This is a genomic window from Blautia faecis (assembly GCF_027662325.1).
Taxonomy (GTDB): Bacteria; Bacillota; Clostridia; order Lachnospirales; family Lachnospiraceae; genus Blautia_A; species Blautia_A faecis.
Genome location: NZ_JAQDKY010000024.1, coordinates 34,317 through 57,430, shown reverse-complemented (window position 1 = coordinate 57,430; position 23,114 = coordinate 34,317). Strand labels below are relative to the sequence as shown.

Genomic DNA, 23,114 nt, shown 5'->3' with positions numbered 1-23,114 from the left:
CCGGACATGAATTATTCCATGATATCTTATATTCTTGGCTGGATCTTCAATTTTGAAGCGGCATTTATGATTTTGCCAGGAATTACAGCAATCATTTACCGGGAAAAAAATGGTCTGGCATTTCTGATCACGATGTTGATCTGTCTGACAATTGGAATTCCGCTTACCAGGAGGAAAAGAAAAAGCAAAGTATTCCATGCCAAAGAGGGTGCTGTTACAGTTGCTCTCAGCTGGCTGGTACTCAGTATTGCAGGAGCGCTTCCTTTTATTATTTCAGGAAGTATTCCCCATCCTATAGATGCAATATTTGAGACTGTTTCCGGTTTTACCACGACTGGAGCCAGTATTTTGAGTGATGTGGAGGCTCTGTCTCACTGTATGCTGATCTGGAGAAGCTTTACCCACTGGATTGGCGGAATGGGAGTACTGGTATTTATTCTCTGCCTGCTGCCTCTTACCGGTGGATACCACATGAATCTGATGAAAGCAGAGAGCCCGGGACCGTCTGTCAGCAAATTGGTGCCGAAGGTACAGTCCACAGCCAAGATTTTGTATACCATATACATTATTCTGACTATTGTGGAGATCATTTTCCTTCTCATTGGAAAAATGCCTCTGTTTGATACATTGTGCCTTAGTTTTGGTACCGCAGGTACTGGTGGTTTTGGTATCAAAAATGACAGTATTGCAAGCTACAGCACGTATAATCAGGTGGTGATCACGGTCTTTATGATTCTTTTTGGAATCAACTTTAATGCCTATTATCTGCTTCTGACGAAAAAAGTAATGCAGGCAGCCAAGAATGAAGAGGTACGTTACTATCTGGGGATTATTGGCTTGGCCATTGTAGCTATCGCTATTAATACAAGAGAGATGTTCACAAGCTTTGGAAGAGCTTTCCAGCAGGCTGCCTTCCAGGTGGGTTCCATCATTACGACTACTGGATATGCTACCACAGATTTCAATGTGTGGCCGGTATTTTCCAAGACCATTCTGGTTATCCTTATGTTTGTGGGAGCCTGTGCAGGAAGTACAGGCGGCGGTATCAAGGTATCCCGTCTTCTGATCCTGTGTAAATCTGCACGCAAGGAACTGCAGCTGTATCTGCACCCAAATGCAGTGAAGAAGATCAAGATGGATGATAAGGCGATTCCCCATGAGGTGGTGAGAGCTACAAACATGTTCCTGTTTGTGTATATTATGATTTTTGTTATTTCACTGTTGATCATAAGTCTGGACAATCTGGATATGGTTTCCAATTTCACTGCGATCGCAGCCACTTTGAATAATATAGGACCTGGGCTTGGAGCTGTGGGACCTACCGGGAACTTTAATACGTATTCTTATATTTCTAAGGGTGTTATGATCTTTGATATGCTGGCAGGAAGGCTTGAAGTATTCCCGCTGTTACTTTTGTTTAAGAGAGATACCTGGAGAAAGTTCTGAAAACTGACAAATAAAAAACTCCTCAAATTAACACGCTCTAAAGAATGTTAATTTGAGGAGTCTTTATTTGCGTAAGCAACGAACAGGAGCTTGTCTGGTTTTACTTGTCCATAGTATATGGCTCATCTGCCGGATATCCTCCTGCCGCTTTCTGCATTCCACGCGGCAGTGCATCCTTGGAAGTACGCCAGTCCGCATCTTTATTGCGGTAATCAAACTTATCGCAGAACCAGTCCAGATCATCAGAAAGCCTTTGCATATTCTGCTCCATCATTGGGAAAAGGATAGCGTAAAAGGCTTTTTTCTCTTTATCAGATAAAGCACTTTCAGCTGTTTCAACCAGATCTCCGAAATGGGGAATGCAAAATCCCTTACAGGTTTCAAAAAGCGGGAGAAATTCCTGATTTTTTTTAAACAGTTCAAAAAAAGTATTCAGATATCTTGCGTAGGTATCTTTATAAAAATTGCAGATATAGCAGGTATCTTCCTGTTCTTTTACCCATACGCCAAGAGAAGTCTTCGGTGCATCTGTATCTGTGTTTCCCTTCTTAAATCGGGAAAAAACGGAAGCCCTGGAAGGGGCGAAAATCCTGATCTGTTCATGAAGTTCTTTTGTTTTGTACTGAAAATGGGTTTTCAGAATCAGCCCTGTACCCAGACGGTTTCCATAGTCATACATTTTCTTATAGTGGGTACGGCAAAAGCCCATTTTATCAGTTTCTGCCCGTACATCGTCTTCCATATAAGATGCACCGGCACCTAAAACGAAATCCATGGCATGCTGTTCCAGCTGGCGCTCCACAAAACAGAAAGGGCATTCGTCCTCTGCTTTAAAAGCATCCATCAGAGGAATGGTATATAATTTTTCTTTCATCTGTAAGGTCTCCTTCAGGATTTTAATGTATAAGTCTATAATTTTTCAACATCTGCTCCATGGATAAATGCCTGCAAAATACAGTCTATCGTCCGATGAAGATAAGGACGGTATTCAGCAAGACAGACTGGCTGGGAGTGAAGAATACAGCTGTAACTTGTGGAACTTACCAGTTCAATGATGGTAAAAAGAAGCAGCTCTGGGGAATCATACTGTACATCAGATTGATCCAGAAGATTGAGATATTCCTGGAAAAATGGAAAATCATCGTCATCTGCCTGTTCCTGAAACGCATCCTTAAAAACTCCCCAGGATAGATTCTTGGAAATAAAGCCAAGCAGACTACTTTCAGTTTCCAGCCTGTCCAGAATATTATCTACAATAAAATGAAGCTGCGCAGTGAAACCGGTAATGTGGGAGGCTTCCAGAGCGTCATGCGCCTCGGAAAAAAGTTCGCCGGCTTTGTGAGAGATCAGCTTATTTCGAATATCATATTTATCTTTAAAATAGAGGTAAAAAGTTCCTTTTGCAACACCTGCATTTTCCACAATATCGGAAATGGTTGTCTTGGCAAGCCCCTTAGTGGTAAAGAGTTCAAAGGCAGTGTTGTACAGAGCACTTTTCTTCCTTTTTTTATTTAACTCCAGTTTTCCCATGCCAGTTCCTCCTAAGCTTATGTCTGTCAGATATTCTATAAATAAAAGTTTACTGTCTCTTCCAGCAGCAATAAAAGTCGGTTGTTACAATTATAGCTTCACTATCTGAACTTTTCTTGATAATTATGGTGGCTTATTTCTATTTTAAACAAAAATGACCAAAAGTCAATATCAAAACAGGAAAAGATTTGGGTAAAAAGCAGATATTGACTACTGGTCAGTTTTGTTGTATAACTTTCATAGGCTAAGAGATGACTAACTGATGTCGGGAAAACAGATACGCTGCAGGACAGCGATAGGAGTTTGCAGACGTCAGATATTTAAGTAAGAATTAAGGAGTTGGCTAACATGAACCGAAATAAAAAGATTCTGAATGTTACAATGGCTGCCGGAATGGCTGCCGTCCTTGGAACTACACCAGTAATTGCTGCAGCACAGGAAGCAGACAATGGAGTATCCAAGGAAGAAACCGTATATGTAAACGCTACTGCAGAAGGTGAAATAAAAGACATCACCGTATCTGACTGGCTGAAGAATTCCGGATCAGCAGAGGGAGATATATCCGATGTATCTGACCTGGAAGGAATCAAGAATGTAAAAGGTGATGAAACCTTTACCCAGGATGGCGACAAGGTTACCTGGAATACAGACAGCAGTGATATTTACTATCAGGGAACTTCCAACAAGGAACTTCCGGTAGATATGAAGATCAAATATTATCTGGATGACCAGGAAATTACTCCAGAGGAGCTTGCTGGCAAGAGTGGACATCTTCGTATGGAAGTTTCTTATACAAACAAATCCAAAAAGACAGTAAAAGTTGATAAAAAAGACGTAGAAGTTTATTCTCCGTTTGTTATGGTAACCGGAATGATCCTTTCTTCCGATAATTTTTCCAATGTTACCATTGATAATGGAAAGGTGATTTCCGATGGCGACAAGGAAATGGTTGTAGGAGTTGCAGTTCCAGGTTTAAAGGACAGCCTGGATTTAAGCGGTGACCTTTCCGATAAGATTGATATTCCGGAAGGATTCACAATGGAGGCTGATGTTACAGACTGTACTATGGGAAATACTTTCACTATGGCGGTTACAGACTTGCTCAGCAGTCTGAATCTTGAGGATTCCGATGATTTGGATGAACTTCAGGATTCTCTGGATGAACTGGATGATGCAGCAGTGAAGCTGGTAGATGGATCTAAGGATCTTTTTGATGGAACTAAGAAGCTTTATGATGGAACGAAAGATCTTTATGATGGAACCGAAGATCTGAAAGACGGAACCAGCCAGCTTTATGATGGAGCCAAGGAACTGGATGACGGAGCCAAGACTCTGAAAGATGGAACCAGCCAGCTTTATGATGGAAGTAAAGACCTGGATGACGGAGCCAGCCAGCTTTACGACGGAGCCAAGACTCTTAATACAGGAGCCGGTCAGCTTTATGATGGAACTACTTCCTTATACAGTGGAACAAAGACTCTGTACGATGGGACCAGAACTCTTTATGGCGGAGCCAGTACACTGGCTTCCAGTTACAATGAATTTGATGCTGGTGTGGCAAGTGCCAAGACTGGTGCTTCCCAGTTAAACAGCGGTGCAAAAACACTGCAGAGCGGTATTTCCCAGTATACTGCAGGGGTGGATTCACTGGCTTCTGGTGTGAACAGCTACACAGAAGGTGTTGACACTGTAAACAGCAACATGGCAGAGTACAATAAAGGAATGAAATCCCTGACAGATGGTGTGAACAAATATGTGGCTGGTGGAAATCAGCTGGCAGACGGTGTAACCGCTTATGTAAATGGTGCAACTCAGCTGACTGACGGAGTAAGCACTTATGTAAGCGGTGCAAGTGCCCTGGCACAGGGAACCAAGGACTATGTAAGTGGAACATCTGCACTGGTTGAAGGGGTAGGACAGCTGGCACCTGGAATCCAGCAGGCTTCAGAAGGAATCAGCGCTGCTTCTGCAAAACTTACAGAAATTGCCAAGAATGTAGCAGCTGCAAAGCCGGAAACAATGGTGAAGAGCCTGAATCAGTATGCAGATGGAGCTGATTCCTTGGCTGACGGTGTAACGGAATACGTTGGAAAAGTAGGTGAGGCTGCTTCTGGAGCAGCAAGTGTTGCAGAGGGTGCAAAGAGCCTGACTGATGGTACAGCGGCTCTTGTTTCCGGTGCAACTCAGGTAAAAGACGGAATTGGAAAATTAAAAGAAGGAACAAGCTATTCAATCAGTCAGATCGGCGACAGTGCCTCTAAGACAATGAATGATTCAGCAGCAAGTATCCGTGAGGCAGCTGCCCAGATTGAGACTACGGTTACTGCACAGTCCGCAGGGGTATCTACAGATGCTGCAGCTGGTGCAATCAGTGCAACCCAGAGCTCTATGAGCAGTGCAATCGCAACTTTGCAGGGAGCACTTGGAACAGAGGGACTTGACGAAGGAACTGCAGCAGCTATTAATTCTGCAATCGAGCAGTTAAATGCAGGTCTTGGAAATGCTTCTGCCGCCCAGGGTGAGCTAGGTAACATTCAGGCACAGTCACAGGTAGCTGTCCAGGCTGAGACAAACGGAAGCAGTGTTCAGGAATCCTTAAATGCCATTGCGTCCACCCTGGAAGGTGCAGCGGGCAGTATTTCAGAAGCAGCATCAGCGAGCTCCTCAACTTTAGCTGGCGAAGCAGATAAACTGATCGCAGGTGCAGCTGCTGTTGAATCAGGAGCCCAGACCGCAAATGCAGGAGCCGCACAGCTGAGCGCAGGTGCTGATTCTCTGAACAGTGGAATGGCACAGCTGAAGGATGCAGGTGAAGGTCAGTTATCTACAGGAGCATCAAATCTGAAAGCAGCCGGAACGCAGGTAAGAGAGAGTCTGACAGCAGTAAGCAGCCTGGTTGCAGGACTTGGAGATCTTTCTTCCATGACAGATTCTGTGAATCAGTTAGCAGAAGGTGCAAAACGGATTTCAGAAGGAAATGAGAAGCTTCAGGCTGGCTATAAAAAGTTACAGGATACTAAGGCTGCTGAGACACTGACAAGCGGAGCAGATCAGCTCCTTAACAGTGAGAAGACTATTACAGATGGAATCAATACCCTTCAGGGCAAGGATAATGCCAACGCAACAGCACTTCTCAATGGCGCAAGTACATTAAAGAGTGCAAAGGAGAGCCTTGATGCAGGTATCAGTTCAATCAGCAAAGCAACAGGCAAGCTGGTAACTGGTGTTGGTCAGATTGCCGCAAACAGTGTGGCACTGAGAAGCGGAGCATCTCAGCTGACAGCAAGCAGTGATACCCTGAACAGTGGAGCATCCCAGCTGACAGCAGGAACCAAGAGCCTTGTAAGCGGAGCAGGTACATTAGTAGCAGCCAGTGGACAGGTAAAATCCGGTATTGCACAGTTAAAGAACGGTGCTGCAGATCTGAGAAGCGGAGCTTCCCAGTTAAGAAGCGGTGCAAACAGTGTTAATAATGGAACACGTGAATTGAAGAGTGGTACATCTTCTTTAGTAAGCGGAACAAAAGATCTGAAAGACGGAACCAAGACTTTGAAAGATGGAGCTAAGGATCTGAATGACGGAGCTAAGACTCTGAAAGACGGAACAAGCAGTCTGAAAGACGGAGCTAAGACCCTGGATGATGGAGCAAAAGACCTGAAGGATGGGGCAAAAGATCTGAAAGACGGAGCTAAGACTCTGAAGGACGGAGCAAAAGATCTGAAAGATGGTGAGAAAGAATTCTATGATGATGGTATTAAGAAACTGAAAGATACTATGGAAGAGGATTTCCAGAGTGTTCTGGATCGCCTGGAAGCACTTCAGTCTGATGATGCTGCTTATACATCCTTCACAGGAAAAGATGATTCCATGAGCGGCAACGTGAAGTTCATTATTGAAACAGAAGGCTTTGATGATGGCAGCGAAGACTGATCTTAAGCAGGTCAGATATAGATTTCTATAAGGAACCAGAGAAGGGCAGGAGAGTATCCTGCTCTTTTCTATTACGGGATAAACCCTGCAGCCGTTACCATTCACGGAGTAACAGCACCTTTGGGTTGCACCTGCAAAAAGAGTCTGCTATAATGAAAAACAATTAAGGAAATAAAAGAGTTTATATAAAAATGAACAGAAAAAGGTGATAAAGTGGATATTGCGAAAAAGAAAAAAGCAAGTATCCGGTCAGGAAAGAAAAAGGCAGGTCCTGACTATAAGTCCAAGGTCAAAATGAAAAAGGCAAAATCAGATTACTATGATTTTAATCTGGTCGCAGTAATCATATTGATCATGTGCTTTGGTCTGATCATGCTTTACAGTACAAGCTCTTATATGGCTCAGATTAATGAAGGGGACGATATGTTCTATTTCAAAAAACAGGCAATGTACAGTATTGGCTGTCTTGTGCTGGCAATTGTAGAGTCCTATTTCGATTATCATATTCTGGCGAAATTTCCGTTTGTGATCTATGTAGCAGCCGCTGTTCTCATGGTGCTGGTAAAGACTCCCCTGGGAGTCACCTCTCATGGAGCGAGAAGATGGCTGAAGCTTGGGGTACAGTTTCAGCCGGCAGAGATTGCAAAAATTGCAGTGATCATCACATTGTCCTATCTGATCGTCAAAATGGGAAAGAGAGTGGAAACCCTGAAAGCTACTATGGTACTTCTGGGAATGGGCGGCATTCAGGCCCTGTTTGCATATGTATTTACAGATAACCTGAGTACTGCTATGATTATTTTTGGGATTACCGTAGGTCTGGTGTTTATTGCACATCCAAAAACAAAACCATTTGTTATTCTTGCAGTTGTTACGGTTATTCTGGTGGCAATCCTGGTATACAGTCTTTCCCATATGGATCAGAGCTCTAACTTCCGTTTACGTCGTATTCAGGTATGGCTTCATCCGGAGGATTATGCAAGCGGAGATGGCTATCAGACCCTGCAGGCTTTGTATGCAATTGGTTCAGGAGGTTTCTTTGGCAGAGGTCTTGGAAATAGTATTCAGAAGCTTGGAAGTGTGCCTGAGGCACAGAATGACATGATATTTTCTATTATTTGTGAAGAACTTGGGATTTTTGGCGCAATCATGGTTTTGGCGTTGTTTGGTTATCTGTTATACAGATTGTTTTTTATTGCACAGAATGCACCGGATATGTTTGGCTCCCTGCTTGTGAGCGGTGTTTTTGTACATATCGCTTTGCAGGTTATTATGAACGTGGCTGTTGTGCTGAACATCATGCCAAACACAGGTGTCACATTGCCATTTATCAGCTATGGAGGTACCTCCATTTTGTTCCTGATGGCAGAGATGGGACTGGCCTTAAGTGTGGCCAGACAGATTAAATTCCAGGAGCCGGAATTTATCCTATAATTCTCTTGACAAATGAGCCAGCAGATTATATACTTTCCGCAGTGTATGACATACGGCTGATAGAAGCCGGTTTTCGAGATATTTATTAAAGGAGAATGAGCAATGTTAGAAAAGATGAGTGAAATGATCGCAGAGCAGCTTAACTGCGACGCAGAGACAATTACAGCAGATACTTCTTTCAAGGATGACCTGGGAGCAGATTCCCTTGACCTCTTCGAGCTTGTTATGGCTCTGGAAGACGAGTACAACATCGAGATTCCGGCAGAGGAGCTTACAGAGCTGAACACAGTTGGTGATGTGATCGACTATCTGAGAGATAAAGGAATCGATGCTTAATTTTTTTCGCAGATGATGATCTCCCGCTACTGTTCACTGGTAACATTCCGCGAGGTGTTTCTGTGAACAAAGTTCACAGAAAACCCGAGAATTAAGTTTGCGCAGCAAACGCTACTTCTTGTGCTTGTCACAAGAAGGTTCGTCTTTCTGTGCATCGCGAAGCGCGTTACGGTGAACGGAGTGAACGTAACGATCTCCCTGAGGCTGGGCTTCAGGGGGATTTTTTCTATAGACATTTTGAATGGATTAGGTATATAATGTGAAAAGGCAGTTGCCATCACGGAATGGCAGCAGAAGATAAGAAAGAATAAACAGGGAGAATAGAGAAGACATGACTAAGATCAGAACCAGATTTGCACCAAGCCCTACTGGCAGAATGCATGTTGGAAATTTACGTACTGCGTTATACGCATATCTTATTACAAAGCATGAAGGCGGAGATTTTATTCTCCGTATTGAGGATACAGACCAGGAGCGCTATGTAGAGGGCGCTGTAGATATTATTTATCGTACTATGGAGAAGACTGGTCTTATTCATGACGAAGGTCCGGATAAGGACGGTGGATATGGCCCATATGTACAGAGCGAGCGCCAGGCACAGGGGATTTATATGAAATATGCCAGACAGCTTGTAGACCAGGGCGACGCATACTACTGTTTCTGCCAGAAGGAAGAATTAGAGAGCATGAAGCGCGTGGTAGCAGGCAAGGAGATTTCCATTTATGACAAACGCTGCCTGAAGCTTTCCAAGGAAGAAGTTCAGCGCCGTCTGGATGCCGGAGAGCCACATGTAATCCGTTTTAACATGCCTACAGAGGGAACTACCACTTTCCATGATGTAATTTACGGAGATATTACAGTAAACAATGAGGAGCTTGAGGATCTGATCCTGATCAAATCTGACGGATATCCGACTTATAATTTTGCTAACGTTGTAGACGATCATCTTATGGGAATCACACATGTAGTACGAGGCAATGAATATCTTTCCTCTTCCCCGAAATATAACCGTATCTATGAGGCATTTGGCTGGGATATTCCGGTTTATGTACATTGTCCGCTGATCACGGATGAAACTCACGCCAAATTGTCCAAACGTTCCGGACATTCCTCCTATGAGGACCTTCTGGATCAGGGATTTGTTTCCGAGGCAATTGTAAACTATGTTGCACTTCTGGGATGGAGTCCGGCAGATAATAACGAGATCTTCAGCCTCAGGGAACTGGTTGAAAAATTTGATTATCATCACATTAATAAATCTCCGGCTGTATTTGATATCAACAAGCTTCGCTGGATGAATGGCGAGTATATTAAGAAAATGGATCCGGAAGTATTTTATGAGAGAGCACTTCCATACATGAAGGAAGTTCTGAAGGGAGACTTTAACTTTAAGAAAATTGCAGGAATGGTTCAGACCAGAATCGAAACTTTCCCTGACATTCCGGCATTGATCGATTTCTTCCAGGAAGTTCCGGAGTATGATGCATCTATGTACTGCCATAAGAAAATGAAAACAAACGAAGAGACTTCTCTTACAGTTCTGAAAGAAGTTCTTCCGCTTCTGGAGGCTCAGGAGGATTACACCAATGATCCGCTGTTTGCTTCCTTAAGCGAATTTGTCAAGGAGAAAGGTTACAAGAACGGCTATGTAATGTGGCCTCTTCGTACAGCTGTTTCAGGCAAGCAGATGACACCGGCAGGCGCTACCGAGATCATGGAGATCATTGGCAAGGATGAGACAATCCGCCGTGTGAAAGCTGCAATCGAGAAGCTTGAGAATCTGTAATGAAGAATCTGTCTCAATTATGAAGAAAAATCCATCTCAATTAAGGGCAATCGCCCACCTGTCAGGACCTATGATGGTTCTGGCAGGCCCCGGTTCGGGGAAAACTTCAGTGATCGTTGAAAGAACTGCATATATGACTGGTGAGGGGGAAATACCGGCGTCCTCTGTTCTTGTTGTAACCTTTTCCCGGGCTGCAGCAAAAGAGATGAGAGAGCGTTTTCTGAAGTTTACCGGACAGACCTCCACGGCTGTTACCTTCGGAACCTTTCACGGTGTTTTTTATGGAATTCTGAAGCAGGCTTATGGACTTGGTGCCGGCAATATTTTGTCAGAAGAAGAAAAATATGCCATTTTAAAAGAAATGACTCTGGAATTTGGTCAGGAACTAGCGCAGGAGGGAGATTTCCAGGAGGATGTGGCAAAGGAAATCAGCGTGGTAAAAGGGGGGAGGATTTCCTTGGATCACTATTATTCTTCTTGCTGCCCAGATGAGGTATTCCGCCAGATTTATAATGGGTATCAGAAGGCCTTGCGTCAGAGAAGAAAACTGGATTTCGATGACATGCTTCTTTGCTGCTATGAACTTTTTGTCAAGAGAAAAGATATCCTGGCGGCATGGCAAAACAAATTCCAATACATTATGGTAGATGAATTTCAGGATATCAACCATCTCCAGTATGATATTGTAAGGATGCTGGCAAAGCCCAGGGATAACCTGTTCATAGTGGGAGACGATGATCAGTCTATTTATCATTTCCGTGGCGCCAAGCCAGAGATCATGCTGAACTTTACCAAAGATTATCCTAAGGCAGAAACGGTTCTTTTGGACATTAATTATCGTTGTACGAAAAATGTACTTCAGGCAGCCATGAATGTGGTGGGCTGCAATCAGATCCGCTTTAAGAAGAGGCTGTCTACGCCAAATGAGCAGGGAAAACCTGTGAAAGTGATGGAATTTGACAATCCAAGAGAAGAGTATGTGAAGATTGCCGCCTTTTTGAAGAAGCGGCTGGAGGCAGGAGAGAATCTGGAGGATACTGCAGTGCTTTTTCGCACCAATCAGGAGGCAGAGGGGCTTGTTGGAGCGCTGATGGAGTACCAGATTCCTTTTACCATGAAAGAACAGCTGCCCAATCTGTTCCGGCATTGGATCAGCAGAAACCTGATGGCATATCTGAAAATGGCAGCAGGAGACAGGACGCGAAAGCTTTTCCTGGAAATCATGAACCGCCCCAACCGGTATATAGCGAGGGATGCCCTGACTCAGACCACAATCTCATTTTCTGCACTGAGAGATTTCTATAAAGATAAAGACTGGATGTGCGACAGGATTACCACACTGGAAACACATCTTCGTATTCTTTCCACTTTAGCACCCTATGCTGCAGTGAATTTTATCCGAAAAGGAATGGGCTACGAGCAGTATCTGATTGAATATGCCCAGTATCGTAAAATTCGTCCAGAGGAGCTCCTTGAGGTCCTTGACCGCATACAGGAAAGTGCCAAAGGCATGAAAACCCTGGAAGAGTGGGAAAACTACATAGAGGATTACACAAAGAAACTGGCCGAACAGGCGAAAAAACAGGAGACGAAAAGGGAAGGGATTGTAATTTCCACCCTTCATGCGGTAAAAGGGCTGGAATACGATAAAGTTTATATTATGAATGTAAACGAAGGGAGCATTCCCTATAAAAAAGCTGTTCTGGCAGAGTCCTTGGAAGAAGAACGCCGGCTTTTTTATGTAGGCATGACCAGGGCAAGGAAAGAACTTATGCTCTGTTATGTGCGCCGTCAGTACGATAAAGAGCGTGACCCTTCACGGTTCCTGGAAGAAACCGGGCTGTTCTAATTTCCTCTTGTAAACGTAAACCTGATAAAGTATAATGATGTCTGTTGTGAAATTATAACAAAAAAAGAGGTAACTATTCAGGAGACAGTATTCCGCGAGGTTGTTTTTGTGAACACAGTTCACAGAAAGCCCGGGAATTGCGGCGTGAAATCATGGAAAGCATGATTTTTTGTGTATCGCGAAGCATGCAATTGTAAAGCATGTAATTGTGAAGGTACGGAACAGTTACCAAAAGAGTACTATTGCGGAAGCAGTGCAGATAAATGAAGAAAAAGATGAAATGGAGAAACCGCATTTTCTGGCTCAGGATCCTGATCATGGTTCTGGTCATTGTGGGATCTTATCTGGCATATGCCTTTATATACAGAGGCAGAAATGAGCCGCCCACCAAGAGGAAAACCACCAATCAGGAAGCGGCTTACTATACGCTTCGTGGACAGATCCAGATGCTTTCCCAGAAAGAAGAGCTGATGGCATTTGCCTTTGAAGACAGGAAAAAAGAGCGGGAATATGGAACCTATATTATTCCCGGTCTGAAAGCAACACAAACCCTTCTTACCAGTGAAGGTGATATGCCGGCCATGTGTACCACTATGACACCGCAGGGTTTGGCAGTAACAGAGGATTATGTTTTTGTAAGTGCCTATTGTCATGCGAAAAAGCATAACTCTGTGATCTATATGATCAACAAAGAATCGCACCGTTTTATAAAAGAAATTATTTTGCCCGGACAGCCACATGTTGGCGGTCTGGCGTATGACAGTGAACATCAGATTCTGTGGTATTCTTCAAATACGCAGGAGCTTGCCCAGGCAGTGAGTCTTACCATGGAATCCATTGAAAATTATGACTATGATGCGGGTAGGCATCCTATCGCGACCAACCAGATAGCCAGCCTTTACGGAATCGTCCGTGATTCCTTTATGACCTTTTATGATGGGTGTCTATACGTTGGCTGCTTTACAAAATATACAGACAGTGCAATTGCAAGATATGCAGTAGATGATCAGGGAAACCTGATAAATACTATGGATGAAGGTCTGGGAATGAACTTTGGGATGGCAGTTCCCCTTGATTATTCCACCATTTCCGAACAGGCACAGGGAATGGCTTTTTATAACGACAAGCTTCTTTTGTCTCATTCCTTTGGAATTCTGCCTTCCAGAGTGGTATTTTATGAGAAATCCGATAAAAGGCTTTATGTAGATGAAAATTCTGCTGTCAGCTATCGGTTTCCGGAACGGATCGAACAGATTTTTGTGGATGGGGATGACTTGTACGTGCTGTTTGAATCCGCTGCTTATGCATATAGTTCAGCGTCTGTGAATATTGTGGACAGGGTTTTAAAACTGAGCCTTCCCAGAATGGAAGAATACCAGCAGAGCATACAGAGTAATGTGAGCCAGTATTAGAAGGATTTTTCAAACACGCTCTAGAGCCTGTAAATCTGGTGGATTTATTTAAGAATGAATCCGGGATTGTCCACATATATTAAAATTGAGAGGTGATACAACATAGAAGCAGAGCAGATTCAGAACCTGTTTGCGGGCAATATCCGCAGACTGTTGATGAATGCAAACCTTGATTATGACAAAATATATGAGATACGGTTAAGAGTAGGACGACCGCTGTTCTACACCTATGACGGAGGTGAGGGTTTCCTTACCGACCATGATGGCAAATACGTGGTGACAAGGGAAGATCTGAAGGAAACCATGGAATATATAAGTGGTTATTCCCTTTATTCCTATGAAGATGAAATGCGCCAGGGGTTTCTTACTGTTCAGGGAGGTCATCGGGTAGGTGTTACCGGAAAGGTGATTCTTGACGGCAATGAGATCCAGGGAATGAAATATATTTCCTGTATCAATGTACGTCTGGCTCACGAAGTGGTAGGCTGCGCAGACCAGGTGATGCCCTATATCCGCAAAAAAGACTGGGTAGCGCATACTTTGATCGTTTCTCCGCCAAGAGGGGGGAAAACAACCCTGCTTCGGGATATTATCCGTCAGCTGAGCAATGGTGAGGAAAAGAAAAAAATGCCGGGGGTAACGGTTGGCGTTGTAGATGAGAGAAGTGAGCTTGCCGGTTCCTATCAGGGAGTTCCCCAGAATGACCTTGGTATGCGTACGGATGTGCTGGACGGCTGTCCAAAGGCAGAAGGGATGGAAATGCTGATCCGTTCTATGTCTCCGGCAGTTGTGGCCGTAGATGAACTGGGACGGAAAGAAGACTTTAAAGCTGTGGAATCTGTGATTCACAGTGGATGTAAAGTAATCGCCACCGCTCATGGAAATTCCATTGAGGACGTGATCCATCAGCCTTATTTTGAAAGGCTGGTGAGAAGAAGAGTGTTTGAACGGTATATTTTCCTGGACAAGGGAGAACATGCGGGAACCATACTTGGAATTTATGACAGAAACGGGAGGCCTTGTTGAAAACAGCAGGAATCATTCTGATCCTTTTTTCCGGAACAGGTCTTGGGTTGTGTAAAAGCATGGAATTGACAGCCAGACTGAAAATTCTGGAAAAACTGGCTCAGCTTCTTCTGTTACTGAAAGGGGAAATCCGCTGCACAGGGGCGACGTTGGAAGATGCCTTTCTTGATGCTGCAGCAAAAATGCCAGGAGAGTACAGGCTTTTTCTCAAAGAAACTGCAGGATGGCTTCAGCAGCGGCCTGGAATTACCTTTGATGAGATTTTCAGGGAATGCGCGGCAAGACTGCTTCCCCTTTACAAACTTTCAGAGGAAGAGCGGGAAAGCTTTCTTTCTCTGGGTGAAAAACTGGGATATCTGGACAGGGAAATGCAGGTGGCACAGCTGACACTTCTGGAGGAGGAGCTAGGCTACAGGATAAAGACTCTGAAAAGTGCTATGCCAAAGCAGCAGAAAACATATCAGAGCATGGGAATTCTGGGCGGAATTCTGCTGGCAGTCCTGTTGTGGTAATTTCATATAATATCTGGAAAAGTTGCCTGAGAAACGATTATGTAAAGGCAGATAACGGTAAGAAAGGAGGCCCCCTTGGAAGTCAGTATTATTTTCAAAATAGCTGCTGTGGGGATTCTGGTCTCCGTGCTTTCTCAGGTTCTGAAACACAGCGGCAGAGAGGAACAGGCTTTTTTAGTCAGCCTGGCAGGTCTCCTTGTGGTACTCTTCTGGATCGTACCATATATTTATGAGTTGTTTGACAGCATAAAAAAATTATTTGAATTGTGATCTGATTCACCAATATCCTGTCACCTGTGTTCAGGAGGTGGAAAATGGACATTATAAAGATTTCGTTACTAGGCGTATGCGGTGTTATTCTTGGATTTCTTATGAAAGGAACCAAACCGGAATACGCCTGTTTTATTACAGTTGGAATTGGTCTTGTGATCATGGGACTTGCTGTGGGGAAAATTTATTACCTGTTTGAATCTCTGGGGAAAATCCAGGAGACACTTCCAGTGGACACGGAATATATTTCCACACTGGTAAAAATGATCGGAATTACCTACATCGGTCAGTTTGCCTCCGGAATCTGTAAAGATGCAGGCTACAGCACAACAGCGGCGCAGATTGAGCTGTTCTGTAAATTGTCGGTGATGGTTCTGAGCATGCCGGTGCTTATGGCACTTCTGAAGACAATTCAGGAGTTCATGGTATGAGGGTCTGGAGAAAAAAACAAAAATGGCAGGTAATTGCTGCATTGTTGTTTGCAGTATGGATTCTGATGGAAACCAGAAAAATAAATGTAAACGCAGAGAACATGGAAGCAGAGAGTTTTACAGGTGAAACAGCAGTCGAAACAGAGAAAGAGACAACGGAGAAAACGGTAACAGCAGGTATTGGCTATTGTGCAGCTTCCGCTGATTCTGAGGGCATTACGGAGCAGCTGGTTTCTGACATGTCTTTCGAACAGGTACAAACTTTAATGGATGAAATGCTGGGAGAGGACAGCTTCTCCATAGGAACAGCATTAAAAAACATGATAAACGGCGAAACAGTATTTTCAAAAGAGGCGGTGCAGCAATTTCTGCGCAGCCTCTTTTTTGAACGGCTGGAAAAAGAACGGGCTAATTTTTTTCGCATTCTTCTCCTGGTGCTGGCAGCTGCTGTTTTTTCAAATTTTGCAGAGGTATTTGAAAACAGCCAGATTGGAGAGGTAAGTTTTTACATGGTATATCTTTTATTATTTACCATTCTGATGAACAGCTATCAGCAGCTTGGAGTTTCTCTTGGAAAACAGCTGGAATGGATGACTCAGTTTATGAAAGGCCTGGCACCTGCTTATTTCGTGGCAGTTTCAGCAGCATCAGGAGCTGTCACGGCTTCTGTATTTTATCAGGGGGTTCTTCTTCTGGTGTGGCTGGTGGAATGGCTTCTTCTCACTTTGATTCTGCCAGGGGCTAATCTGTATGTTCTTCTTTGTATGGTGAACCATCTTTCCAAAGAGGATATGTTAAGCAAGATGGCAGAACTTCTGGAAACTATGATCAACTGGAGCCTGAAAACTATGCTTGGGGCTGTCCTTGGGCTTCAGGCGGTACGAGGACTGGTTGCGCCTGCCATGGATGCCATCAAACGAACTGCCCTGGGCAGAACTGCCGGAGCGATTCCGGCTGTGGGAAATGCCGTAAATGCGGTAACAGAATTGATTCTGGCAGGGGCACTGCTTGTGAAAAACTGTCTTGGAGCAATGGCGGTGGTGGTTCTGCTTCTTGCAGGAGCCGGACCTGTGATTCATTATGGTCTCCTATCTCTTAGCTTTCGCTTCCTTGGTGCAGTGGCACAGCCTGTATCAGACAAACGAATCGTAGGCTGCCTTGGCACAATGGGAGAAGGCTGTGCCCTGCTTCTGCGGATCATGCTGACTGCGGAAATTCTGTGTGTGCTTACCTTTATAGTTCTCATGGCGTCTGTAGGCGGATAAAAGTAACAGTAAGCGGAAATGAACCATAATAACCTGAGCATATGACTGAGATATGGGACCAAAATGGGATGCGGGAAGTGATATATTATGAAAGAAGCCATCTACAGCTGGATCAAATGCCTTGCCATATTTTATATTCTGTTGACTATGCTCATCCATCTGGTGCCTACCGGGAAATATCAGCGTTATGTGCGTTTTTTTATGGGACTTTTGCTGATGGTTATGCTGATCACTCCCATGCTTTCCATTCTGGAAAAAGCTAAGACACTGCCGGAAAGCTTTTCCAGCCTTTACCAGCAGGAAGAAAAAAAGCGGCTCACTCTTGATCTGGAAAATCTTCAGAAAAGCCTTCTGGAAAAAGGTGTGGAGGAGCAGCTTGAGAAAAATATTCCGGAATCTTTGAAAAAGAAAGGCATAGAAGTGACGGCATGCAAAGTACATATAGAAGGGGAGCTGTTAAAAGTCTGCCTGTGGACGAAGGAGGTGCCAGATGGAGAGCTTGAGAGGGGGATAAAAGATGAACTTGCAGCAAACTGGGGAATCAGGGAAGAAAACTGTGAAGTCCTTGCTTGGGAAAATGGGAAGCAGACAATGGGTGATTCTTCTCCTTTTGGGACTTCTGCTTACGGTAATTGCACTTCCGGTATCCGATAAAAAGGATAGCTCCCCGGAAGTAAAAAGCAGTTCCTTTTTTTCAGCTTCTTCTGAGGAAAATACAGATGCAGAACGAACAGTTCTGGAGAAAAAACTGGAAGATCTTTTATCCCAGGCAGAAGGAGTGGGAAAAGTGCGGGTACTCCTTATGACGGGGGAAGAAAAAGACAGCAGCAGTTTCTACGATTCCGGAAATCAGGCGGTGACCGGAGTGCTGATCGCGGCGGAAGGAGCAGATAATTCTGTGGTTTCCAGGAATATTGTAGAAGGAGTTATGGCATTATTTCAGCTGGATGCCCATAAAATTAAAGTAATGAAAATGAAATGAGGAGAGGTAAAGTGAAAAAGATTCTGAAAAAGAACTAGGTAATCATTACTTCACTGGCGGTTCTGATCGCAGTTGCAGGATACCTGAATTTTGCAGATGTAGATCTTGGCCTGAAAAATAAGGAGGCAAGCGCGGACAGCAGCAGTATTCTGGAGGATGTAGACTATGATCTGACCGATGAAACAGCCCTTCTGGATGAGAACGGGGCGGATAGCAGCCTTACGGATGTGCAGGATCAGACCACCAGCACGCCGGGGGAAGCTGTACTTACTGCGGCTTCTGATTTTGCGGCCCAGGCCAAACTTTCCAGAGAACAGATCCGTTCCCAGAATAAAGCAGACCTGCAGGCTATTATTAACAACCAGGATCTGGGAGATGACCAGAAGCAGGAGGCTGTGAGCACCATGGTTTCCATGGCGGATCTGACGGAAAAAGAGTCGGCAGCAGAACTTCTTCTGGAAGCCAAAGGCTTCGAAAATGTGATCGTAAACCTTACCGGAGAAACGGCAGATGTGGTGGTTCCGGAAGCAGATCTGACAGATGCAAAACGGGCTCAGATTGAAGACATTGTGAAAAGAAAAACGGGAATTGCGCCGGAAAATATTGTGATCACGCCGTTAAATGAAAGCGAGGAAGAACTGGTAAATAAAGATGAATCACTGGAGACTTCCGTGGATATTGATGATGATACTACAGTAAATCCGTGATAATACTACAGTAAATCCATGATATACCCCCTTGACAGTGCAGCAGTCCTTATACTAGAATAGGAATGCTGCAAAAATATAAGAATACACGCTCTAGAGCGTGTCTGAAATAGAGAATTCAAATAGGAGGCTAAACGTGTCGAAGTATACGAAAGAAATAGAAAAAAGAAGAACCTTTGCCATCATTTCCCACCCGGATGCAGGTAAGACTACTCTGACTGAGAAATTCCTGCTGTATGGCGGAGCCATTAATCTGGCCGGTAGTGTTAAAGGAAAGGCAACGGCCCGCCATGCAGTATCAGACTGGATGGAAATTGAAAAGGAGAGAGGTATTTCCGTTACTTCTTCCGTATTGCAGTTCCATTATGACGGTTACTGCATCAACATTCTGGATACTCCTGGACATCAGGATTTCTCAGAGGATACTTATCGTACCCTGATGGCTGCAGATTCTGCAGTTATGGTAATCGATGGGTCCAAGGGTGTTGAGGCACAGACCAGAAAGCTGTTCAAGGTCTGCGTTATGAGACACATTCCTATTTTTACTTTTATCAATAAAATGGACCGTGATGCCAACGATACCTTTGATCTTCTTGACGAGATCGAAAAAGAGCTTGGAATCGCAACCTGCCCTATTAACTGGCCAATCGGTTCCGGTAAGAAATTCCGCGGTGTTTACGACCGCAACACGAATAAGATCCTTACTTTCACAGATACCCAGAAAGGTACCAAGGAGGGAACTATTGAGGAAATCGATCTGGATTCTCCTCATGCACTTGAGGTTATGGATCCGGAGCAGAAAGAACAGCTTCTGGAGGAAATCGAGCTTCTGGATGGCGCAAGTGCCGAGTTCGATCAGGAGATGGTAAGTAAGGGAGAACTGACTCCTGTGTTCTTTGGATCCGCTCTTACCAATTTTGGTGTTGAGACTTTCCTGGAGCATTTCCTGAAGATGACTACGTCACCTCTTCCAAGAATGGCAGACTCAGGTCTTGTTGATCCTATGAGCGATGATTTTTCTGCTTTTGTATTTAAGATTCAGGCAAATATGAATAAGGCTCACCGTGACAGAATTGCATTTATGCGTATCTGCTCCGGCAAATTCGATGCCTCCCAGGAGGTTTATCATGTACAGGGGGATAAGAAGATGAGACTTCTTCAGCCCCAGCAGATGATGGCTGAGTCACGCCATGTAGTTGAGGAGGCTTATGCAGGAGATATTATCGGTGTATTTGATCCCGGTATTTTCTCTATTGGAGATACGATCTGTACGCCTGGAAAAAAATTTGCATTTGAGGGCATTCCTACATTTGCACCGGAGCACTTTGCAAGGGTAAGACTTCTGGATACCATGAAGAGAAAGCAGTTTGTAAAGGGAATTAACCAGATCGCACAGGAAGGTGCCATCCAGATTTTCCAGGAGCTTTACGGAAATATGGAAGAGATCATTGTGGGCGTTGTTGGTGTGCTCCAGTTTGATGTTTTGAAATATCGTCTGGAGAACGAGTATAATGTGGAAATTCGTCTGGAAAATCTGCCATATGAGCACATCAGATGGATTGCGAACAAGGATGAGATTCAGGTGGACAAGATCGTCGGAACTTCTGACATGAAGAAGGTTACAGATCTGAAAGGCAATCCGTTGCTTCTGTTTATCAATGCATGGAGTGTGGGCATGACAGAAGACAGAAATCCGGATTTAATATTAACAGAATTCAGTAAATAACTCTTTTCATTTTTGACGCATTTTGCTATAATTAAAGAAAGTCTCGGATAGAAATAGAACTGCGCAGATGCGTGGGATAGTCCGTTTCGTGTAAATACGCCGTAAGGCAGATTTGACGCTGGCCTCGGGGAAAGATGCGAATTTTCCGGCAGCCGGCAGATTAAACCTAGGAGGTTTGTAAGCATGGCAGAGAAGAGAACAACATATAAAATACAGGATATTGAGGGAATCGGTGAGGTTCAGATCGCAGATGAGGTCGTTACTATTATCGCCGGACTTGCCGCTACAGAAGTAGACGGAGTTGCCTCCATGGCAGGTAATATTACCAATGAGCTGGTAAGCAAGCTTGGAATGAAGAATCTCTCCAAGGGAGTTAAGGTTGAAATTGTTGACAGTGTGGTAAGCGTTGACCTTACCCTGAATATTGAATATGGCATGAATATCCTTGAGACCAGCAAGAAGGTTCAGGAGAAAGTAAAAGCAGCCATTGAGAACATGACAGGACTTGAGGTTGCAGATGTCAATATTCATATTGCAAGCGTAGATATGGAGAATGAAAAAAGCAAGTAAACGAAAAAAGGAAAGTAAACCTTTCCTTTTTTTTCTATGAATGTCTGCGTGAGCTGACATTTCTTTGCAGGGATTTTCGGGAGTTACAGATAGTAGGAGGAAACATGAGAAGAAGGGAACAGAGAGAACATATTTTTAAGCTGCTTTTTATCAGCGAGTTTAATACACAGAAAGAAATGGAAGAGCAGCTGGCTTTATATTTAGCTGATATTGAGAATCTGGAAGAGAGCGACCGGGACTATATCAGCCGCAAATATATGAACATTATGAACCACACAGATGAGCTTGATGAGAAGCTGAACAGCATCAGTATGGGATGGAAGACAAGCCGTATGAACCGTGTTGATCTGACAGTTCTTCGTCTGGCTGTGTATGAGCTTGAATATGAGAAAGAGGAAGTGCCGGTAGGAGTTGCCATCAATGAGGCTGTAGAACTGGCGAAATGCTTCGGTTCTGAAGAGTCCGGTGCATTCGTAAACGGAATCCTTGGAAAGATTGCCAACCCGGATAAGAAGGTTGCTGCAAGAAAGGCATCTTCTAAGAAAGAAGAACAGACCTCTGCAAGACCGAAATCCGGTTTCAAGGTAAAGGATCCTTCCAAAAAGGTGGTAGTTGTCAACCGCAATGTAAGCTCCAGGGCACCGGAAAATAAAAATGAATAATGTCTATTCTGTTGGTCAGGTAAACCGCTATGTGAAGAACATGTTTACCCAGGACTATTTTTTACAGAATATTTATGTAAAGGGAGAGGTATCCAACTGTAAATACCACTCCACAGGACACATCTATTTTACCTTGAAGGACGAAGGCGGCACACTGAAATGCGTTATGTTCGCAGGTTCCAGAAAAGGTCTTGCTTTCCGCATGAAAGACGGAGACAAGGTGATAGCCGGGGGCAGAGTAGATGTTTATGAAAGAGATGGCGCATATCAGTTCTATGCGAAGGAGATTACTTTAGAGGGAGCTGGTGCGCTTTATGAAAGATACCTGGCGTTGAAGCAGGAGCTGGAGGATATGGGAATGTTTGCACAGGAGTACAAGCAGCCCATACCGGAATTTGCCCACAGAGTGGGAATTGTCACATCTCCTACAGGTGCTGCGATTCGGGATATTATCAACGTTTCCACCCGAAGAAATCCTTTTATCCAGAGTATTCTTTACCCGGCACTTGTGCAGGGAGAGGGAGCAGCGGCCAGTATTGTACGTGGTATCCGCATGCTGGACGAGGCAGGCGTGGATGTGATCATTGTAGGCCGGGGCGGTGGTTCTATCGAGGAACTATGGGCTTTTAACGAAGAAGAGGTGGCAAGGGCGATTTTTGAGTGCCATACACCTGTAATTTCTGCAGTGGGACATGAGACTGACTTTACCATCGCGGATTTTGTGGCGGATCTTCGTGCCCCTACACCTTCAGCAGCGGCAGAACTCGCCTATTTTGACTGCCGGACTCTTTTGAATTCCATGCAAGGGTATCAGGAACGGCTGGAACGGGCAGTGTGGAATAAAATTGACGTAAACAGGGCAAAACTGGAAAGATATGGAACACGTCTTCAGTATCTGAATCCAGAGAGCCGTCTGCGTGACCGTCAGCAGTATGCGGCAGATGTGCAGGAACGAATCCAGTCTGCCATGGAACAAAAGATAAAAGATAAAAGACACAGACTGTCCCTCTATCTGGAAAGGTTTCACGGTCTTTCTCCTCTTCGGAAGCTGAATCAGGGTTACTCCTACGTTTCTGATAAGGAAGGAAAGACATTGACAAGCGTTTCACAGGTAAAACAAGGGGATGGTCTGCTGATTTATGTTACAGATGGTACAATAGAGGCGTCTGTACAGAATACAAAAGCCAGCAGTTACGGAGCAGATACAGACAGTGAAAAATAAAGTCAGCATGCAGATCGT

At 44.2% G+C, this 23,114-nt stretch carries 21 protein-coding genes; 19 read left to right on the top strand and 2 right to left on the bottom strand.

Features of this window, described 5'->3' with window-relative positions:
- Positions 1-6 precede the first annotated feature (6 nt).
- Positions 7-1,446, top strand: coding sequence for a TrkH family potassium uptake protein (locus PGQ38_RS11960; protein ID WP_226855056.1), 1,440 nt, complete (start codon positions 7-9; stop codon positions 1,444-1,446).
- A gap of 100 nt (positions 1,447-1,546) precedes the next feature.
- Here PGQ38_RS11960 and PGQ38_RS11955 read toward each other — a convergent pair whose 3' ends face one another.
- Both PGQ38_RS11955 and PGQ38_RS11950 read right to left on the bottom strand, forming a co-directional pair.
- Positions 1,547-2,320 carry a DUF6062 family protein gene (locus PGQ38_RS11955; protein WP_270431876.1) on the bottom strand — a complete coding sequence of 258 codons (774 nt, stop codon included), beginning with the start codon at positions 2,318-2,320 and terminating at the stop codon, positions 1,547-1,549.
- Positions 2,321-2,355: 35 nt separating this feature from the next.
- On the bottom strand, positions 2,356-2,976 hold the full coding sequence (locus PGQ38_RS11950; protein ID WP_173718378.1) for a TetR/AcrR family transcriptional regulator: 621 nt from the start codon (positions 2,974-2,976) through the stop codon (positions 2,356-2,358).
- Between the two features lie 348 nt (positions 2,977-3,324).
- Between PGQ38_RS11950 and PGQ38_RS11945 the strand changes: the two genes are divergently transcribed.
- The 18 genes from PGQ38_RS11945 to xseA all read left to right on the top strand — a co-directional run bounded on the left by PGQ38_RS11945 (position 3,325) and on the right by xseA (position 23,096).
- Positions 3,325-6,906: a hypothetical protein gene (locus PGQ38_RS11945; protein WP_270431874.1), complete on the top strand. Its 3,582-nt coding sequence runs from the start codon at positions 3,325-3,327 to the stop codon at positions 6,904-6,906.
- A gap of 294 nt (positions 6,907-7,200) precedes the next feature.
- Complete coding sequence (locus PGQ38_RS11940) at positions 7,201-8,340, top strand: FtsW/RodA/SpoVE family cell cycle protein (RefSeq protein WP_270431888.1); 1,140 nt, start codon at positions 7,201-7,203, stop codon at positions 8,338-8,340.
- Between the two features lie 102 nt (positions 8,341-8,442).
- Positions 8,443-8,676 carry an acyl carrier protein gene (gene acpP, locus PGQ38_RS11935; RefSeq protein ID WP_021924300.1) on the top strand — a complete coding sequence of 78 codons (234 nt, stop codon included), beginning with the start codon at positions 8,443-8,445 and terminating at the stop codon, positions 8,674-8,676.
- 331 nt (positions 8,677-9,007) lie between these two features.
- Entirely contained in the window at positions 9,008-10,462 is a 1,455-nt protein-coding gene (gene gltX, locus PGQ38_RS11930; RefSeq protein ID WP_173773261.1) for a glutamate--tRNA ligase, read from the top strand.
- Between the two features lie 19 nt (positions 10,463-10,481).
- The gene (locus PGQ38_RS11925; RefSeq protein ID WP_270431871.1) at positions 10,482-12,311 is read left to right on the top strand and encodes an ATP-dependent helicase; all 1,830 of its coding nucleotides are present in this window, start codon (positions 10,482-10,484) and stop codon (positions 12,309-12,311) included.
- A 263-nt stretch (positions 12,312-12,574) separates the two neighbouring features.
- Complete coding sequence (locus tag PGQ38_RS11920) at positions 12,575-13,723, top strand: hypothetical protein (protein ID WP_187565768.1); 1,149 nt, start codon at positions 12,575-12,577, stop codon at positions 13,721-13,723.
- Between the two features lie 102 nt (positions 13,724-13,825).
- On the top strand, positions 13,826-14,749 hold the full coding sequence (spoIIIAA, locus tag PGQ38_RS11915; RefSeq protein WP_226815059.1) for a stage III sporulation protein AA: 924 nt from the start codon (positions 13,826-13,828) through the stop codon (positions 14,747-14,749).
- The gene (locus PGQ38_RS11910) at positions 14,746-15,261 is read left to right on the top strand and encodes a stage III sporulation protein AB (protein ID WP_233456011.1); all 516 of its coding nucleotides are present in this window, start codon (positions 14,746-14,748) and stop codon (positions 15,259-15,261) included. Before spoIIIAA ends, PGQ38_RS11910 begins: the two co-directional genes overlap by 4 nt.
- 75 nt (positions 15,262-15,336) lie before the next feature.
- Positions 15,337-15,531, top strand: coding sequence for a stage III sporulation protein AC (gene spoIIIAC / locus PGQ38_RS11905; protein WP_021924294.1), 195 nt, complete (start codon positions 15,337-15,339; stop codon positions 15,529-15,531).
- Between the two features lie 44 nt (positions 15,532-15,575).
- Positions 15,576-15,962: a SpoIIIAC/SpoIIIAD family protein gene (locus tag PGQ38_RS11900; protein ID WP_118581049.1), complete on the top strand. Its 387-nt coding sequence runs from the start codon at positions 15,576-15,578 to the stop codon at positions 15,960-15,962.
- On the top strand, positions 15,959-17,227 hold the full coding sequence (locus PGQ38_RS11895) for a stage III sporulation protein AE (RefSeq protein WP_270431866.1): 1,269 nt from the start codon (positions 15,959-15,961) through the stop codon (positions 17,225-17,227). Before PGQ38_RS11900 ends, PGQ38_RS11895 begins: the two co-directional genes overlap by 4 nt.
- A gap of 87 nt (positions 17,228-17,314) precedes the next feature.
- Positions 17,315-17,881: a stage III sporulation protein AF gene (locus PGQ38_RS11890; RefSeq protein ID WP_173769997.1), complete on the top strand. Its 567-nt coding sequence runs from the start codon at positions 17,315-17,317 to the stop codon at positions 17,879-17,881.
- Entirely contained in the window at positions 17,838-18,209 is a 372-nt protein-coding gene (locus tag PGQ38_RS11885; protein WP_226855058.1) for a hypothetical protein, read from the top strand. Before PGQ38_RS11890 ends, PGQ38_RS11885 begins: the two co-directional genes overlap by 44 nt.
- 41 nt (positions 18,210-18,250) lie before the next feature.
- Entirely contained in the window at positions 18,251-18,916 is a 666-nt protein-coding gene (locus PGQ38_RS11880) for a SpoIIIAH-like family protein (protein ID WP_330674488.1), read from the top strand.
- A 136-nt stretch (positions 18,917-19,052) separates the two neighbouring features.
- Entirely contained in the window at positions 19,053-20,642 is a 1,590-nt protein-coding gene (locus PGQ38_RS11875) for a peptide chain release factor 3 (RefSeq protein ID WP_118581031.1), read from the top strand.
- A 183-nt stretch (positions 20,643-20,825) separates the two neighbouring features.
- Positions 20,826-21,212, top strand: coding sequence for an Asp23/Gls24 family envelope stress response protein (locus PGQ38_RS11870; RefSeq protein WP_118581028.1), 387 nt, complete (start codon positions 20,826-20,828; stop codon positions 21,210-21,212).
- Positions 21,213-21,316: 104 nt separating this feature from the next.
- Entirely contained in the window at positions 21,317-21,874 is a 558-nt protein-coding gene (gene nusB, locus PGQ38_RS11865; RefSeq protein WP_118581025.1) for a transcription antitermination factor NusB, read from the top strand.
- Positions 21,867-23,096, top strand: a complete 1,230-nt coding sequence (gene xseA / locus PGQ38_RS11860) for an exodeoxyribonuclease VII large subunit (protein WP_118581022.1) — start codon at positions 21,867-21,869, stop codon at positions 23,094-23,096. Before nusB ends, xseA begins: the two co-directional genes overlap by 8 nt.
- Positions 23,097-23,114: the final 18 nt, after the last annotated feature.